Source organism: Pirellulales bacterium (assembly GCA_035546535.1).
GTDB lineage: Bacteria > Planctomycetota > Planctomycetia > Pirellulales > JACPPG01 > JACPPG01.
Window position 1 is genome coordinate 17,523 of record DASZWQ010000022.1, and the last position, 16,945, is coordinate 34,467.

12 protein-coding genes and 1 tRNA gene are annotated in these 16,945 nt (G+C 61.7%); 8 read left to right on the forward strand and 5 right to left on the reverse strand.

Annotated elements, in window-relative coordinates; genetic code table 11:
* The first annotated feature begins 113 nt into the window (after positions 1 to 113).
* Entirely contained in the window at positions 114 to 1,088 is a 975-nt protein-coding gene (locus tag VHD36_02265) for an energy-coupling factor ABC transporter permease (protein HVU86116.1), read from the forward strand.
* On the opposite strand, the gene VHD36_02270 is transcribed toward VHD36_02265, so the two are convergent.
* Positions 1,055 to 1,495, reverse strand: coding sequence for a VanZ family protein (locus VHD36_02270; protein HVU86117.1), 441 nt, complete (start codon positions 1,493 to 1,495; stop codon positions 1,055 to 1,057). The two genes, VHD36_02265 and VHD36_02270, sit on opposite strands and share 34 nt — an antisense overlap.
* Positions 1,496 to 2,192: 697 nt before the next feature.
* Here VHD36_02270 and VHD36_02275 point away from each other — a divergent pair.
* Both VHD36_02275 and VHD36_02280 read left to right on the forward strand, forming a co-directional pair.
* Positions 2,193 to 2,957 (forward strand): PEP-CTERM sorting domain-containing protein, encoded by a 765-nt coding sequence (locus tag VHD36_02275; protein ID HVU86118.1) that lies wholly within the window; start codon positions 2,193 to 2,195, stop codon positions 2,955 to 2,957.
* Positions 2,958 to 3,656: 699 nt separating this feature from the next.
* Entirely contained in the window at positions 3,657 to 4,994 is a 1,338-nt protein-coding gene (locus VHD36_02280; protein HVU86119.1) for an Lpg1974 family pore-forming outer membrane protein, read from the forward strand.
* Between the two features lie 78 nt (positions 4,995 to 5,072).
* On the opposite strand, the gene VHD36_02285 is transcribed toward VHD36_02280, so the two are convergent.
* Positions 5,073 to 7,082 carry a thioredoxin domain-containing protein gene (locus VHD36_02285; GenBank protein ID HVU86120.1) on the reverse strand — a complete coding sequence of 670 codons (2,010 nt, stop codon included), beginning with the start codon at positions 7,080 to 7,082 and terminating at the stop codon, positions 5,073 to 5,075.
* Positions 7,083 to 7,089: 7 nt separating this feature from the next.
* A complete protein-coding gene (locus tag VHD36_02290) occupies positions 7,090 to 8,319 on the reverse strand; it encodes an FHA domain-containing protein (GenBank protein HVU86121.1) in 1,230 nt (409 codons plus the stop codon).
* A gap of 390 nt (positions 8,320 to 8,709) precedes the next feature.
* On the opposite strand from VHD36_02290, the gene VHD36_02295 reads away from it, so the two are divergent.
* The 5 genes from VHD36_02295 to VHD36_02315 all read left to right on the forward strand — a co-directional run bounded on the left by VHD36_02295 (position 8,710) and on the right by VHD36_02315 (position 13,740).
* A tRNA-Gly gene (locus VHD36_02295) sits at positions 8,710 to 8,782 on the forward strand.
* Positions 8,783 to 8,910: 128 nt separating this feature from the next.
* Complete coding sequence (gene tig / locus VHD36_02300; GenBank protein ID HVU86122.1) at positions 8,911 to 10,419, forward strand: trigger factor; 1,509 nt, start codon at positions 8,911 to 8,913, stop codon at positions 10,417 to 10,419.
* Between the two features lie 321 nt (positions 10,420 to 10,740).
* Positions 10,741 to 11,376: an ATP-dependent Clp protease proteolytic subunit gene (locus tag VHD36_02305; GenBank protein ID HVU86123.1), complete on the forward strand. Its 636-nt coding sequence runs from the start codon at positions 10,741 to 10,743 to the stop codon at positions 11,374 to 11,376.
* A gap of 62 nt (positions 11,377 to 11,438) precedes the next feature.
* Positions 11,439 to 12,041, forward strand: coding sequence for an ATP-dependent Clp endopeptidase proteolytic subunit ClpP (gene clpP, locus VHD36_02310; GenBank protein HVU86124.1), 603 nt, complete (start codon positions 11,439 to 11,441; stop codon positions 12,039 to 12,041).
* A 355-nt stretch (positions 12,042 to 12,396) separates the two neighbouring features.
* Entirely contained in the window at positions 12,397 to 13,740 is a 1,344-nt protein-coding gene (locus tag VHD36_02315) for a hypothetical protein (GenBank protein ID HVU86125.1), read from the forward strand.
* Positions 13,741 to 13,798: 58 nt separating this feature from the next.
* On the opposite strand, the gene VHD36_02320 is transcribed toward VHD36_02315, so the two are convergent.
* Together VHD36_02320 and VHD36_02325 are read right to left on the reverse strand one after the other, a co-directional pair.
* Positions 13,799 to 14,146: a P-II family nitrogen regulator gene (locus VHD36_02320; GenBank protein ID HVU86126.1), complete on the reverse strand. Its 348-nt coding sequence runs from the start codon at positions 14,144 to 14,146 to the stop codon at positions 13,799 to 13,801.
* A gap of 933 nt (positions 14,147 to 15,079) precedes the next feature.
* On the reverse strand, positions 15,080 to 16,549 hold the full coding sequence (locus VHD36_02325) for an outer membrane beta-barrel protein (GenBank protein HVU86127.1): 1,470 nt from the start codon (positions 16,547 to 16,549) through the stop codon (positions 15,080 to 15,082).
* Positions 16,550 to 16,945: the final 396 nt, after the last annotated feature.

Consider the following 16,945-nt stretch of genomic DNA (forward strand, 5'->3'; position numbering starts at 1 on the left):
GCCTGTTGGGGCGGCTCCGTCCCTGGTTTATATTGGGCGTGAAAGCACCAGGTCGGCTTGGCGCCGCACGTTTGCGTAGCGCCACTCGGTACTCACGTCACGGAATCCCGTCCATGCACCTTCTCGACGGCCTTTTGAGTGCCGGCACCTGCGCAAGTGCAGGAGTCGTGGCGGGCGGGACGTGTGCTTGGGCCGCGCGCCAGGCCCGCGCCGAAATTGGCGACCGCGTCGTGCCGCTGATGGGCGTCATGAGCGCGTGCATCTTTGCGGCGCAAATGGTCAATTTTCCGATTCTGTTCGGCACCTCGGGGCATTTGCTGGGGGGCGTGCTCGCCGGCGTCGTGCTCGGGCCTTGGGCGGGCGTTCTGGCCATGTCCGTGGTGCTTGTCGTGCAATGCTTATTGTTTGGCGATGGCGGATTGACGGTCTTGGGGGCCAACATCGTCAACATGGCGCTCGCCGGCTCGCTGGCAGGTTACGCCATCTATGCGCTCGTAAGGCGTGTGATTCGCTCTCCGGCCGGGGATGTGGCGGGAGCGGTCATTGCCAGTTGGTTCTCGGTGCAGTTGGCGGCTACGCTGTGTGCCTTGGAATTGTGGTGGTCGGGGACCTATCCACTCTCCGCCGTATTGCCGGCTCTGTTGATCATTCACAGCCTGATTGGCGTGGGCGAGGCCCTGATCACCGGAAGCGTCGTGGCATTTCTCTTGAGCGTGAAGCCGACGATGCTTTACGCTCTGCGCTCTCAAGAGCCTCGTTCGGCCGGCGTATGGACGTTGGCCGTCGTGGGGTTAGCGGTCGCGCTTTTTGTCGCCTTCTTCCTGTCGCCGTTGGCCTCGGCGGCTCCGGATGGCCTGGAGCATGTCGCGGAGCAACTTGGTCCCATCGAGGCGGCGGCGACACCCTCGCTCGTTCTGCTCCCGGACTATCAGGTGACGGCATTTGGCGGGTTGTGGATCGCGACCAGCCTGGCCGGGGGGATCGGCACGGTGGTTGTTTTTGCGTTGGCCTGGGGCCTATCGCGCGGTATCCACATCTGCAACCGCCCATCGTCTCAAGGGCTCAGTTCGGCGCCCGAGTCGTCGTAGTTTGCGCGACTCGACCGGGTCAAGTACCTGGTGGCCGCGATACCGAGGCCGACGCCGCTGAGCGCACCCAAGATATCCGCGACCCAATCCATCCATTCAAAATCGCGCGCCGTGAGGGGCTGCGTGATTTCATCGACGAAACCAGCCGTGACCGCCACCAGAAGTAAGGCCAGAATCGGTAGCGGTTTGCCCGGCCGGTTGCGGGTCCAAGCGACAAAAGTGAGCAAGAATCCCAGGCCCGCGTAAGCTGAGAAATGCAGCAACTTGTCGCTGGAAAGCATCGGCTGTTGCGCGGGGGGGACTTTGTACGGCCAATGAGTTGCGGTCAGGAGCGTCAGCCAATACAGCACCAGGGCGGCAGTCGCTGCGCGGCGCTTGAAATGTCCGGTCGTGAGCGGTTCCGGCACGAATCGATTCCGTGTTTTGGTCGTGCCGTAGACGCTGTTGAGAGTCGTCGCGGCGAAGCTGTAGGGTTATTGCCCCAGGCTGGGGCCAAGCCTGGTCCCAGTGGTTTGCGGTCGGTGAGCAGCCGCACCGGGGAGTCCGCCCCCTGTACTCTAGCAGGATAAATTTCTGCCGGATAATGCTTGACGTGACGGATTGGGTAGTTATTATCAATTGAGTAGGACCTTGCCGATGAGGCAAAGTGTCCGCACATTTTCCGCAAAATAAGCTTCTTTGAGAGGTCGCTAGTGCAGTTCGTCCTTCAGTCCTCGCCACCGGAAGTCCCGGCGCGATGACGAAGTGGACGTAATGCCGGTGGCCTCGCTCGGCGAGCCTCTCTGGCGTCGGGTCTCACTCGTCTGAAGTACGCGTGATCGCGTTCTGTTTCGCGCGCGTTGCTTCCCTTCCTGGCCTTGGACCAAGGCTTCGGTCCCATTTGCCGACCGCGCAGGTCGAGCTGTCTGCCGATCTGCGCGCGTAGTGCGAACACCCTGCGCAGGACAGCACGGTGACCAGGGACCCGCCGCACGATGTGGAGTGGGAGCATTGCACCGTTTTCGCATGGATGCGGAACACAACCGATCAGGCGAGTTGATGGACCAGCACTCGCCGCACGCATGTCTCGGATTGCGACCGAGAACCAGGTAGCACGAAATGACTTTGAGAAAACAGCTTAAGACGTTCCTTACAGCCGTCGCGGTTTTCGCCGTCGCGCTCGGCGTGCCCTCGCCTTCGGACGCCACGCCTGTGTCGACCGATGGATTTGCCATCAAGATATTTCCTAATATCGGCTCGATGGGCGGCCTGTCACAGTCGCTCTTCAACTCGCTTACTCTCGTGGCCGAAGATCGACCCACGATCTCGATTACCAATGCTTCGGTCACTGCCGACATCACCGGATTCTCGATCCAAATGGGCAACAATCTGTATGCCTTTGGTTCGGTGATCATCGATGCCCAGCAGGCCTCGACCGCCGTGGCAACGAGTCACTTGCCCACGAATGCGCCGGGAACGCACGCCAATAGTCCCACCGCCTCGTTGACCTTCAGCGGCTTTGCGCCCGAGCAGATCTACGATTTCCGGGTCGATCTCGACCGGGTGGCTGACGGTGGCGCGAGCCTGGTGGATTACAAGCAAGCCCTGGCGAGCGGGTCGAATCCGTCGAACTGGGCTTCGGTAACGGTTTCGTTCTCGGATGGTCAGACCTTGACCGAGCGCATCACGCCGGGAGACATCTCGGGCGCGGCGCAGAATCCGACCTACTCGTACTTTTATTGCCTGCGGAGTATCCCCTCGGCGGGCGAGATCAATGTGCAGAACTCGATACCCACGCCGGAGCCGTCGACCTGGCTCTTGGCAGCCTTCGGAGCGGTTGGACTAGCCGTCGCGGCGGTTCGTAGCCGTCGGCAGATGCCCGCGCGCTGAGTATTCGCTGACGCCGGTAGCGACGTCGCGTCAAGGGTCAGGCGCGACGTCGGGAAATTTCGGGCCTGGAATTTCAAGAAGCTGTCGGACCATCGCTCGCTGAGTTGACAGCGGCGGCGGGGCGACAGCTCTTTTCTTGCGCGCCAGGACATTCCTCCCCTCTACGGTGGCGGTGCGTCTTCATCTGCTTTCGAGCGCGTGTGCTTTCCCTCTCACACGCCGCTTGTGCCCGCTGGCAATGCCGGCATGAGGGCTCCTCGTCACCCTGGTACTCTGTTCCGGCTGGGGAAAGTTGCCCGGTTGTAAGGGAAAATCCGCAAGCGGTGACTCTGCGGATGCCGAAAAGATTTCCGGATCGTCTCACAGGAGGTGAGCGCGCAGCGTTAGGGCTGCTTGCGAGGAAGTCGGTGCACGGCTGGCAAACGAGGTGCTGTCATGAAGGTCTCGGGACGTGTCCTGCTTACGCTGGCGATTTTCGCCCTCGTGGCGATCGCTTGGAGCGGTCGGGCGGACCTGGCATCAGCAAAATCACCGGATGTTGACTCGAACGGCACGGCCGATGTCAACAACGCGAACGAGCCTTTGTTGTTGACGCCCCGAACGAACGCGTCGTCCACCCGGGCATCTGCGAGCAGGGCCGCGGGCGCCACTGCCGAGCCTCGCGCCTTGCCATCTGGTACACGTACGGCGAAGCCCCCGATGTCCGCGCCTGTCTCAGCAAACCGGCGGCCGGCCAAACCCAAGACGGTTTCAGCCGCTGCCTTCCAGGAGCAGCCGCCCGAGGAGATTCAACCGCCGAAGCCGGTCGCCGAGAGATCGCGCCGCGGCCCGCCGCGTGAAGAGATTGTCGAACAGGCCTATGAGCCAGCGTACGAGCCGGCGCCGTTCCCTGGACCAAACCCCGGCTATCATCCGGCCCGTGTGCCTCGCTACGGCGCAGGGTGGATACTGGCGAGTATGCAACCGGCGCCGCCAACGGGTGGAGAAATGATTCCATCGCCTGAGCCGATGGATGACTCGGATCCTTACATGCCCTACGGCGGCGGTGATAGCTTCGACGAGATGGCCGAAGAAGGCAACTTCTACGGCGGCTACGCCATGCCCGGCCGACGCTACGCCTGGCTGGCCGGTGGCGAAGGATTGTTGCTGCGGCCTCACTGGAGCCAGGCAACGGCGATGACGGAAACGACGTCATCGCAATCCGGCGCGACCACGATCTTCAACGAGAACTTAATCAACTTCAATCCTGGCTATCAGGGCGCGTTCCGCACCTACTTGGGCATCCGCAACTGTGCCTGCGGCGATGAAATTCGCTTCACATTCTTGAATTTCAACTCCGCCGAAAGCTTGAAGGGCACGGCCACGTCGAACATGAGCGTGTGCGACTTTTTGTGCAATACCACGCCCAACCCCGGCGACAGTGTGAGCACGTCGTTCGGTATGGGCATGAGCTTATGGGACATCGATTGCATCCGGCCGTTTTTCTGCGTGCCGCCGTGCAACAATCCGTGTGGCCCGCAATGCCATCCTTGGGACCTGCGGTGGTTTGCCGGTCTACGGTTTGCCTACATCAATCAGAACATCTCTTCGCTCGTGACCGATTCCGCAGCCGCCGGCGGTATCTTCGCCCAGGCGGGTGCGGCCAACAAGTTCACCGGCTTCGGTCCGCGGGTCGGCCTGCAGGGACGTAAATACTTCGGCCAGAATGGCCGCTTTTCGGTCTACACCCGCGGCGCCGGTTCGATCCTGGTCGGCAACGATTATCAGAGCGTCACCAACTCGACGCCCACCGGCGACCTGCCCACGGTGACGAATCTGGTCTCGCGCAACTCGCGTATCATTCCCGTGGCCGAGGTCGAACTTGGCGCCACGTGGTGGATGTTGCCGCGGTTTGCGGTCTCGGGCGGCTGGATGCTGATGAGCTTCTGGGATTTGGGAATGCAGGCGACGGGCAACATCGGCGCCACGCCCAACCTGGACGATTCGAACATTCTCGGCTTCGACGGCTTCTTCCTCCGCGGCGAGCTGGTGTTCTAAGCCAGGCGCCGTTGAAAAGAGGGAGCCTTGCCGGGACGCAATGCTTTTCACCGCAGGCGATAAGCATGCCAGGGGACCTCATTCGCCTCGCGCCTCGTCGAGCGCCGCCCACGATACGACCATTCGTGGCACGGCCGCCGGCGTATCGTTCATCATTGCGGCGAAGCAGTTGATCGTCTTTTCCGCGCGCTCGAGATACCCGGGCGTCCTCGTGACGCGACCGAGATAGACCAGGTTGCCGGCCGACACGGCATTGCCGGAGGGGAGCGCTCCGTCGACAGGATCCTTGCTGCGGGCGAGCAATTCTTCGTGATCGTCGGACGTGTAGTAAAACCCACCTTGCTCGGCGTCCCAGAAGTGTTCGATCTGCGTCTTCGTCAGTTCTTCAGCCGCGGCCAGCCAGCGTTCTTCCTGAGTGGCGCGGTGCAGCTCGATCAGCCCGTCTACCAGAAAGGCGTAGTCATCCAGATAGGCATTCAAACGTCCTTGCCCTTGGGCGAAGGAGCGGTAAAGCCGACCTTTGTCCGTGCGCAAATTCGCGAGGACAAAATCGGCGGCGCGGGCCGCGGTCGCGAGGTAGGCTTCGTGTTCAAAATGTCGGCCAGCTTGTGCCAGGCCGGCGATCATCAGCCCATTCCAGGCGGTGAGGATTTTCGTGTCGGTGAGCGGCCGTTTGCGCTTGTCGCGCGCGGCGAGAAGATCGCCCCGCATAGCATCGAGGCGAACTTGCAGCATATCGACCGACAGTTTTTCAGCCTTCGCCACGTCGGCCACCGGCGTCACGATTTCGAGCACGTAGCGCTCCTCGAAATTCGGCTCACCCGTGGTGCCGTAGACGAGGCCGAATAGTCGTGCGTCGTCCGGCCCAAGCCGGGCTACGATCTCGTCGCGCGTCCAGACGTAGTATTGACCTTCGTCGCCGTCGGTTTCGGCATCGAGCGCGGAATAAAAGCCGCCCTCGGGCGAAGTCAGCTCGCGGCTCACGAAGGCGAGCATTTCGTCCGCGACGCGGCGATATTCGGCGTTGCCCGTCGTCTTCCACGCCGCAGCATAAACGCCGGCGAGCTGGGCATTGTCGTAGAGCATTTTTTCGAAGTGCGGCACGCGCCAGTTGCGGTCCGTGCTGTAACGATGAAAGCCGCCGCCCAGATGGTCGCGAATGCCGCCACCGGCCATGTGATCGAGGGTGACAGCCAGCATCTTCTTCGCGGGTTCGTCATTTTGCCGGCGTATGCAATCGAGGAGTAGGACCAGGTTCGAGGGCTCGGGGAATTTCGGTCGCCGCGGCGTGGCTTCGCTATAGCTGAAGCCGCCGAATTTCGGGTCGAATTGCTCGGCCAGCTGATGGACCGCCGCGCTTGCGACATCGGCATTGACCGGCGCAATGGCCGCGCCACGCTGCCGCAGGCCGTTGCGCACGGCCACGGCGACCTTGTCGGCGTAGTCGCGCAGCTCTTGCGGATTCCTGCGCCAGGCATCCTGGACCAGATCAACGAAGCTCGTCAGCCCCGTCATTTTCTGCCTGGTCGTCGAGCCCGGCACCTCGACCTCTTTATCGCGCGGCGGGAAATAGGTGCCGCCGATGATCGGCCGCGCCTCGGGCGTGAGAATCATGGTCAGTGGCCAGCCGCCGCTGCGCCCCATGGTCTGGAGCGCCGTCATATAGATGTGGTCGATATCGGGGCGCTCTTCACGGTCGACCTTGATGCACACGAAATTCTTGTTGAGCGTCGCGGCGATCGCTTCGTCCATGAAAGACTCGCGCTCCATGACGTGGCACCAGTAGCAGCTGGAATAGCCGATCGACAGAAAGATCAGTTTCTTTTCCGCGCGGGCCTTGGCCAGCGCTTCGTCCCCCCACGGATACCAGTCGACGGGATTGTGGGCGTGAAGTAACAGATAGGGACTGGTTTCCTTGGCCAGCCGATTCGTGGCACGTGCGCTCGCCTTGGCTTGCCCGGCCTTGGCGACCGGCGCATCGTCCGCGCGCGCCGTTGCGACCAAGGCGAATGAAAGCAATGAACAGCCGAGGGCAAAAATGCCACGACGGCGACGCCCGCTACGGATTGCCGGCGTCGTACGCATCATGCGTCCTTCACAGGCCCAGTTCCTTCATGAACCGCGACATCTCGGAATCGCCGGCAGGGCCCTTTTCCTCGCCGAGTTTCAGCTTGCTGCCGGCGTCTTTCGCGGGTTCATCCGGACCTTCTGCGGTCACCTCAGATTCGGCCAGATCGAACGTCATGGCGTCTTCGTCCGCGGCTTCGGCGGCAGGCGCCGCTTCGGGGGCTGCTTCCGCGGGCGACTCTTCGAGGTCTTCGAGCGTGAAGCCAAGATCATCACCCGCTTCGCCGGATTCGGTGCCCGCGGCCGCCGGCTCCCCGAGATCCTTGAGATCGAATCCCAAATCGTCGTCCAGCAAATCATCGAGCGAATCGGCCGATTTTTTGGCCGCCGGAGCACTGCCTTCGGAAAGACTGTCTCCGGAAAGACTGTCATCGGAAAGATCGAAGTCAGCGACCGCGTCGTCACTGTCGGCCGCCGCAACAGCCGGCGCCGGTCCGTTCGGTTCTTTCGCCGCAGATGCTGGCTCGGCGGGGGCCGCGCCCAGATTGCCATCCGCTAGGTCCGCTTCGCCCAGATCATTAAGGTCGAACTCGACGCTCAAGTCGTCGTCGAACGAGACTTCTTCGTCGGCGGCCGCAGCCGGCGCTACGGACGCGGCCTGTGCCGGCGCGGGCGCCTCGTCGGCGATCGCCTCTTCCGCGCTCTCGTCGCTACCGATCTCCGCCGGCATATCAAGCTCGGCGAGATCGCTGACGCTGAACTCCTCGAACTCCAACTCGCCGGGAGTGTCCGAGGGCTTCGCAGTTTGCGTAATTGTCGCGGGAGCCCCTTCTTCCGCCGCTCCAATATCTCGGGTAGCTTCTTCGGCCGTGTTGACCATTGCAGTTGCGGCCGTGGCGATGCCAGCATCGGTCGCTGCGCCATTGGCCGCGGGCGCGGGTTCGTCCGAACTCATGAACGAATCAGCCGGCTCATAGTCGGCGCGGAAGGTCAGGGGGCCGATGGTCAATGTATGCCCCGGCTTGACCATCGCCTCCTTCTTGATCGGAGCGCTATCGACCAGCGTGCCATTCCGCGAGCCGGTGTCACGGACGAATAGCATGCCGTGCCGTTCGAATAGTTCGCAGTGCCGGCGGCTGACGGTCTTATGGGCGATCATCAAGCCAGCATCGTGCGTGCGGCCCACGATGGTGGGCAACTTGAGGCGGATTTCAGCCTTATCCGCCTTACCTGCAACGAGAACTAATTTCGGTCGCATGCCAGGTGTCGCTCCGCTGGCCAAGGGCAATCGGGCAAGGGTCGCTGCGCGCACAATGTTTGCGTCGCAAACCCTTACTATAAATGGACAAAAACCCGACCGCAACTATTTCCTGCAGTTGTTTCGCAAGGGCCGGAAGTACGTGCAGCGGGCCGAGGGCGTGGGTAACGCGCGCGTGGGACTTACGAGCGGCTTGTCGTCGCTGCGGAGCCTTCGCGAGCCGGCGTTCGACGATTATGACGAATACGACTGCAAGTCGTTGCCAGCGTGTCGTTCGACCGAGGTTCAACTGCCCTTGCATGGTACCTAGTCGAATCTATAATCCGTTGGTCCCAGGGGGATTACGATCCAGTGGCGCGTGCCTCAACGGGCGCTTTTGGGTGTGTCCGCGCGGGTGTAGCTCAGTTGGTAGAGCACGACGTTGCCAACGTCGTTGTCGTGGGTTCGAATCCCATCACCCGCTCTTGTAGTAGCATTCTTGAGGGCAAGATCGACGAACGAGTCCCGCGTGGCCTTCGCCGCGCCGGTGGCGATTTTGCCGCAGACCAGCAAGTGTTGCCCAGCAAGTCACCTGTTGACAATCGAGGCGTCATGTCCGAGAGCGAGGATGAAGTACGGGGCGAGGAAGCAGCCGGCGGCGCGGAAGTGTCCGGTGAGGCGCCAAAGCTGAATCTCGGCGTGCAGGTCGCCAAGAAAAGCGCGTGCGAGCGCCACGTGACGGTCACCGTTCCGCGCGAGGACATCGACCGCTACTTCGATAATTCTTACTCGGAGCTGATGGGCAAGGCCGAGGTGCCGGGCTTTCGTCATGGGCGCGCTCCCCGGAAGTTGGTCGAAGCACGCTTCCGCAAGGACGTCGGCGACCAGGTGAAGATGTCGCTGCTCATGGACAGCATGACGCAGATCTCCGAGGACGGCAGCCTGTCGCCGATCAGCGAGCCCGATTTCGATCCCGTGGCCGTGTCGATCCCCGACGAAGGACCGATGACGTTCGAGTTCGATATCGAGGTCCGCCCCGAATTCGATCTGCCGAAGTGGCAGGGGCTGTCGATCGAGCGGGCGACGCACGAATTCACTGATGCCGAAGTTGAGAAGCAGCTTAAGGATCTGCTGGCGCGGCGTGGCCGGCTGGTGCCCTTCGACGGCGCCGCGCAGGCCGGCGACTACGTTACGGTGAACCTGGCGTTCCAGGACGCCGACGGCAAAGAGATTTCCAGTGCCAAGGAAGAGACCATCCGCATTCGCCCGGTCTTGAGCTTCCGCGACGGCAAGGTCGAGCGTTTTGACAAGTTGATGAAGGGAGTCAAGGCCGGCGAAACCCGTGAAGGGGAAGCCAGGCTATCGGCCGACGCCCCCAACGAATCGTTGCGCGGCAAAACGATCAAAGCGGTTTTCGAAGTGCTGGAAGTCAAGAAGCTGGAGTTGCCGCAACTTACGCCAGCGCTACTTGAGGAGCTGGGCGGCTTCGGATCCGAAGCCGAGTTGCGTGACGCCGTAAAGGAGCAGCTCGAACGCCGTTTGCAATACGAGCAGCAACGCCGGGCCCGCGAGCAAGTTCTTGCGGCCTTGACGGTGGCGGCGAATTGGGATTTGCCCCCCGAATTGTTGCGTCGACAGGCGCGGCGCGAGTTGGAGCGGAGCGTGCTCGAATTGCGTCGCAGCGGATTCAGTGACTCCGAGATTCGTGCCCACGAAAACGAACTGCGACAAAACAGCAGCGTTGCCACGGCTCGGGCGCTCAAGGAGCACTTCATTCTCGAGCGCATTGCCGAGGACGAGAAGATCGAGGACCTGCCCGAGGACTACGATCTGGAGATCGAGTTGATCGCACAGCAGACCGGAGACAGCGCGCGGCGCACCCGGGCTCAGTTGGAGAAGCGTGGGCTGATGGACGCCCTGCGCAATCAAATCATCGAGCGCAAGGCGATCGACCTCATTCTCTCCCACGCCAAGTTCAAGGACGTGCCCTTTAAGATGGAGGGGACCGAGGCCGAGGCCTTGGATCAGGCAGTCGGTGGTGAGGAAGAGGAAGCAGACATCCCCGAAGCCAAGCACAGCGGCGGTGCCGAATCGTTGAAGCAGCCCCAGGAACGTGGCTGAGTTCTGGTTTATGTCGGCGTAGCGGACAGTTTAGTCGGCGTAGCGTACGGTATTTGTCAGCGTTAGGGACAAGGAAGTCCGTCAGGACGCTGTCGCCCTGGCAAGTCGTCAGGGGCCAGCATCATCTCGAACCAAAATCAGGGAAGTTTTTCGGTTAGCGGCAGTGTCCCGGTAGTATTGGCGCCCTGGCAGGGCGAAACGGTGGCCGAAGCGTCGCACGGGGCACGCGGTCGAGCGGCGTCCCGCAAGGCAACACGACAACTTGCCAGTCCGCGCCTACAATTCCTCGCTCATGGTCATCGTGCTCGAAAAGGATTATTCATGAACTACAACTCAGGCCATTCAAAATTCGAGCCCAGGGCGAGTTATCGCGACTATCAACGTCAGCGGCAGTTGACGCTGGGTGACTTGTTGCTGGAGAACCGCATCATTCTGTTGCAGGGCGAAATTCACGACGGCAACGCCAACGAATTGGTGATGAAGTTACTCTACCTGCAAAGCGAAAACCGCCGCAAAGGAATTCATTTTTACATCAATTCCCCGGGAGGCAGCGTCAGTGCCACTCTTGCCATTTACGACACGATGCAGATTTTGACGTGTCCGGTGGCTACCTACTGCGTGGGCCTTGCCGCTAGCGGGGGCGCGGTGCTCTTGGCCGGTGGTGCTAAGGGAAAACGCTACGCATTGCCACACGCGAAGATCATGATTCACCAGCCCTATGGGCAAGTAGGCGGACAGGTCTCGGATATCGAGATCCAGGCACAAGAGATTCTCAAGACGCGCGACGTTTTGAACAAGATCCTGGCCGATCACACCTCGCAACCGATCGATCGCATCGCCAAGGATACCGACCGCGATTTCTACATGAGCGCCGCGCAGGCCAAGGAGTATGGCGTCGTCGATGAGATTCTGACGAAGCCGCCAGGCGACACCAGCGACGAAGACAAGGCCGATTGACGCCAGGGCCGCAATCGCCCGTATCACAATGCACAATAAATCACAGCCAGCGAGTTTTTCCGATGCCACTGATTCCCTACGTGATTGAAAAAAGCGGCCGCGAAGAGCGGGCTATGGACATCTATAGCCGGCTGCTCAAGGACCGCATTATTTTCCTTGGATCGGCCATCAACGACGAGGTCGCCAACTCGATCGTGGCCCAGTTGCTATTCTTGCAGGCCGAGGACGCCAAGGCCGACGTGCATTTGTACTTGAATTCGCCTGGCGGCAGCGTCACGGCCGGCATGGCTATTTACGACACCATGCAATTCATCACCTGCGACGTGGCAACGTACTGCATTGGGCAATGTGCCTCGATGGGGGCTGTGCTGCTGACGGCCGGCGCCGCCGGCAAGCGCAACGCGCTTCCCAATGCCCGGATCATGATCCATCAGCCGCTGGCCGGCATGGAAGGCACGGCCGAAGAGATCATGATTCACGCCAAGGAGTTTCAGAAGGTGAAGGCCAAGCTTAACGCGATCCTGCTAAAGCACACGGGCCACCCCTTGGACAAGATCGAGAAGGATACAGATCGCGATCGTTTCATGTCGGCCGAAGAGGCTCAGGAGTATGGCTTGATCGACCGGGTCATCGAGCACATGTCGCCCGCCCAGGCGGCGGTGTAGTTGACCGTCGAAACGCGGCATCAACGCGTCTCCGTGAGACGCCGCCCGCCAATGCGTTTCGCATGATCGAAGAACAGGGCAACGGCCTCCCATCCCGCTATCAAGTCGTTGCTCTGGTAAGTTTTGCAATCCCATCAAGAACACAAGGATGTGAATCGGTAAGTGCGTTGCTAGCCCGGGACATGGATCGCCCCTTGCGCATACTCGGGGCGAATGTGTCGCGCGGCAGCGTGCGTTTTGCCGCGACATGTCTGCGGTGCCGAGTCGGCGCGACCAACTAAACTTTCCAGGAACGGGACGAGCGCTCGTCTTCCAGGACGTGCGCGCCACATCCGATTTCTGCGCGAGGCTGCACATGATCCGATGGCAGATACTGGCCGCAGTGGCCCTGGTGTGCTCGACCGGCGGTTGCCAGTTGAAGCAACTGCGCCGGGCGAATGAGGATCTGGAGCGAGAGAATTTTCAGCTCGAACAGCGGCTCGACGAGCTGACCTGGCAGCTCGAGGACGCCAAGGCGGCCCTGCAAACGTGCCAGAACTCGCTGTGTGCCACGGGCACGGGATCGTCGTCATCGCCGCGGTCCTCGTCCGATGCCGGGCCGACGAGCAAGCCACGCCGCTCGTCGATTTTTTCCAGCCCATCGCGCCAGGACGCCGGGCCAGCGGCCGTCGATACCGAGACCGAAGCGCCGCGCGTGGAATTGCCCGACGAGGAGACGCGTCCCGGCGCTCGGCGTCCGCCGCGGGCACGTGAACCCGTGCCTCGATATACCGGGCCGCCGATCATCAGCCCGCCTGACCCGCAGGTCCCTGACGGTGTGCTGCGCGAAGCACCGCGCGTCGAGGACGCGGCACAACAACGCGATCCGCGCGATGCCGACGCGGGGCGCTATGCACCAATTTCGACGCGCCCGAACGCGCCGCCGCCATCCGAGGCACCATCGTCGCCGGAAGAAGTTCTGCCGCAGCCCGAAGCGCGTGACTCCGACGCTCCTCCCTATGCGCCCATGGCAGCTCCTGGCAGCGATGCGGCGCGCACCGGTCCAGAAGACGGTCCCCGCGCGCAGTTTGCCTCGCAAACGCCACGCGTCGCGGCGCTGGCCGTGAACCCCAAGCTCACCGTGTGGCGAAAAACGACCGGCGATAAACCGGTCGACGAAGGATTGCGGGTCGTTGTCGAGCCGCGCACGGCGCAAGGACAGATTGTGCCAGCGCGTGGAATCATGGCCATTGCGGTGATCGATCCGGCGGAAGAGGGAGCGGCCGCGCGCCTAGCGCGCTGGGATTTTACGGCTGAGCAGACGGCCGAGCATTTCCAAGGTTCGGAGTCGGGCGGTGGACTCCATTTTTCTTTGCAATGGCCCCACGCGGCTCCGGCGCGAGATGACTTGCTGTTATTCGTCCGCCTGACGACCGACGAAGGTCAGCAATTCGTCGCGGAATTTGCCCTACATCCCACCTCCGCCAATACTCCCGCCGCATGGACCGAAGCCGTCGCCGAACCGCGAACCCCTCAGGCGAACTCGAGCTTGGCCAATGTGGCGTGGAAACGGGCCGTGACGCCGTTACCGCCGCCGCCTGCGACGGCGGATTCGACTCGCAGCGCTTTGCCTGCGGCGCTCGAGGCGCCGCCGTCAACTGGTGACGAGGCCGAGTCGAAGAGCGCGCCGCCGGGGCCGACCTGGGAACCGTATCGCTGACCGAGCCGCTGGACGGCCAAGTTTGTGGCGAGCCACCGGAACGATCGCACTACGATCGTCAGATCGCTTCGTTGCCACGTTCGCCGGTGCGGATGCGGATACAGTCATCCATGGGCAGAATGAAGATCTTGCCGTCGCCGATTTCACCGGCGGTCCCGGAGCGTCCGCCCTTGATGATCGCCTGGATCGTGGGTTCGACGAAGGCTTCGTTGACGGCGATCTGCAACTGCACCTTGCGCAGCAGATTGACCGAGAACTCATGGCCGCGAAAGACCTCGGTGTGCCCCTTCTGACGCCCGAACCCCTGCACGTCCATAACCGTCAGTCGAAAGACCTCGACCTCGGTGAGCGCCGCCTTGACGGCTTCGAGCCGACTGGGCTGGATAATCGCGATAATCAGCTTCATCAAACGGCTCCGCGCGGGGCATGAATACGGATTTGATATTAGCCGCGCCGTTACGGCCCCTCAAGAGCAGCGCGGGCGAGCCAGGCCTCCGTGAATGAAGATCCGGCGAGAAACGGCCGCTCGTGATTCAATACGAATTCGATGTGCGTCGCGCATGGTCAATGATCGTCAACCGGCGAACGACCGCCGGTGCGAGCACGGTCGCGCGGGTCAGCGAATGCGACTGGCGGGCTTACGAATCGGATCCTGTCGAGAGAGAAATGCCGTTACGACAGCAGGCGATTGTCAGGGCTGAAGAGACGCCCCAGCTTGGGTGAGCTAGGCGGAGCGCCCACCCAAGCCATTGGGGCATCCTTCTGGACGGACGGGAACGCGGTGCAGTCCGTTGGGTGCTATGCCTTACGAGCCGCGACAATCGCGAAATCGTTTGACATAGCAACGCTTCCATGCACTTCCACCAGGACAATCGCCGGCATTCCCTTTCTCGGCGACCGCGACATCTGAAGATTGTCAACCTGCCCCGCGACCGTTGTTTGGTTTCTGTTGCGGCGAGAAAAAGTCACTCGCGGGTGAGGGCCCTTCACCCGCGAGTCACGCATCGCACGCCCACCTCGCCTTAAGCAAGCGGTGTGCCGAAACCGGTGACCGGCGACTGGATTCGTTCTAGAGCCTTGGCCTGCAAGGGTTTTTAGAATCATTCACGACAACGCCATGGAAGCACAAGGCACGATTGTCGACGTTATGTGCCTGTCAACGAAGCACGAGGCGTCGCGCAAGCATGCAGAGTGCAAAACAGCGGGCAGAATCTCCGTTTCGATCGCGCGCGTCGCGATGATCCGGCTCGGTTACCCCCATCATGGGCGCAAGGAAAAGGGCCGCCCACGCTGAGGGAGCGTGGGCGGCCCCAAGGACGATCTCGACCCGGAACTGGAGTTAGTAGATCAGCGACACGTCGGTGCCCCAGATGAACTGCTGGCTACGGGTACCGCTGTCATACGGCAACTGGCCCGAAGCGTTGCGTGGGCCGTTGTACCAGTCCCAACGCAGGTTGGGTCGGATCAACAGGTTCTGGCTGCCACCCGGACGCCACTGCGGCCCCCAGGTCGTTTCGCAGAAGTTGCCCGCGAAACCGGGACCGACGGCGTTACCGCTCGAGTTCGGGCTGAACACGCTCGGCACGGCTGCACCGACACGGAAGCCTTCCTCGTCACGGAACCACTCGTAGCTGGCACCCCAGGTCCAGGCATTGTTGACTTTATAGAAGAGGTACTGATTCAAGCCATACCAACGAGCGGTGCGGGTGCCCGGCCCGAAGGCGGCACCTTGCACGCCCAAGTCACTTTGCGCGACCCAGGTGACCTTATCGGTAATGGGCCTGGTGTAAACCAAAGTGTGCAAGTAGCGCGAGCTATAGACGCGGCCGCCCGGCGGAGCGACAACGCCGCTGGAGTTGGCATCCGGTTCATGGCCTTGCACCCAGACCCACGCGAACGAGTCTTTGTTATCGCCCGTCCAAGTTGCTGTAGTGATCGATCCGAGGTGTGGGTTCGGACCGCCGAAGAAGCTATCCCAGCCTTGCGTAATACCGCCGCCGAAGGTCCAGTGCTCGTTGGCCGTCCAAGTGGCCAACATGCCGGAGTGAGTGAACGGCTCGCCGTATTGGAACGTGTAAGGCAGGGTGTTGAAGAAGTTGTTAATCGTCGGCACGACGAAGTAGCCTACCGGCGAATAGAAGTGACCCAACTTGACTTTCAAGTTGTTGACCGCCACTTCGCCGTAGAACTGCGGAATCGCCAGGCCCATGTACGGATTGTTGGGCGTGTTGATCTTGTTCTCGAGGCCCGCTTCGGTCGTAAAACGATAGTCCGTGCCGTACAGGAAGTCGGCGCGACCACCAAAATCCCAGCCGTCGCCGCCCGTGTTCGTCGGGCGTTCGAAGTACAGGTACTGCTGGTTCAACTGATATTGATTCGCCTGGTCTGTCCACGTGACCGGGCCGTTAAAACGATCGGCCGGATTGCTGGTGTTCCAGGTGAAGCTCTGGGTTGTCCAGCCACCAATGTTCAAGCCCCACTTCTTCGTAAAGCAGCACTCGAACAGGTGGCACATTTCCGGCGCTGCATCGTCGCCGCAGGCGTCGGCGCAACCGGAGCTCTCGCCGCAGCCATTCTTCTCGCCGCAACCGCTGGCGCAAGCGTCATTGGCAGGAGCAGCAGGTGCTTCTGCCGCGGGCGCCGCGGCCGCCGGCGGAGAATCTTCCTGTTGCGCGTAGTAGCTGTCGTATTCATAGGCGGTTGTCCGCGCCGGTGGCGCCAGCCTCTGCGGCTGCTGCGCCAAGGCGGTCTGGCCCGCGGCCAGTATCCCGGCAACGGCAAGCGCCATTGCTCGCTTGGTAAACCTCATGACCCACACTCCGTTAGTCCTGGGTTAGGAGAAAAAGCAGGGAGCCCGCCTGGCATCCTGCCGAGATCACAAATCCGTAAGTCGCCGGGCCATTACAGAGCGCGATCCGCGCGCAGTGACCGGCGATAATACTGCTATCGGAAGTGCCAACCAGAATGGTTCACGCCAAGAAATGCATATCTGGCTTGCTAGTCACGATTTACGTCGCGTCGTTGATAAGCGGTGCCGGTCGCAGAAAGTCTGCCGACGGTGCTGTCGTCTCCGGCAACCCGTGCCGGAATCGACCATGACAAAACGTCGTAGCAACCGATCCTAGATCGCCTGTGCGAAACCTGTGGGTTCGCCCCCCGACAGATGAGGATGCACGCGCGTTTCGGGATTTGGCGTTGATAGCCG

Bases quoted from the DNA above. Each gene is read 5' to 3' on its own strand.
- VHD36_02265 (HVU86116.1), top strand. From the start codon at position 114: ATGCACCTTCTCGACGGCCTTTTGAGTGCCGGCACCTGCGCAAGTGCA.
- VHD36_02280 (HVU86119.1), top strand. From the start codon at position 3,657: ATGTCCGCGCCTGTCTCAGCAAACCGGCGGCCGGCCAAACCCAAGACG.
- VHD36_02285 (HVU86120.1), bottom strand. From the start codon at position 7,082: ATGATGCGTACGACGCCGGCAATCCGTAGCGGGCGTCGCCGTCGTGGC.
- VHD36_02290 (HVU86121.1), bottom strand. From the start codon at position 8,319: ATGCGACCGAAATTAGTTCTCGTTGCAGGTAAGGCGGATAAGGCTGAA.
- tig (HVU86122.1), top strand. From the start codon at position 8,911: ATGTCCGAGAGCGAGGATGAAGTACGGGGCGAGGAAGCAGCCGGCGGC.
- VHD36_02305 (HVU86123.1), top strand. From the start codon at position 10,741: ATGAACTACAACTCAGGCCATTCAAAATTCGAGCCCAGGGCGAGTTAT.
- clpP (HVU86124.1), top strand. From the start codon at position 11,439: ATGCCACTGATTCCCTACGTGATTGAAAAAAGCGGCCGCGAAGAGCGG.
- VHD36_02315 (HVU86125.1), top strand. From the start codon at position 12,397: ATGATCCGATGGCAGATACTGGCCGCAGTGGCCCTGGTGTGCTCGACC.
- VHD36_02320 (HVU86126.1), bottom strand. From the start codon at position 14,146: ATGAAGCTGATTATCGCGATTATCCAGCCCAGTCGGCTCGAAGCCGTC.
- VHD36_02325 (HVU86127.1), bottom strand. From the start codon at position 16,549: ATGAGGTTTACCAAGCGAGCAATGGCGCTTGCCGTTGCCGGGATACTG.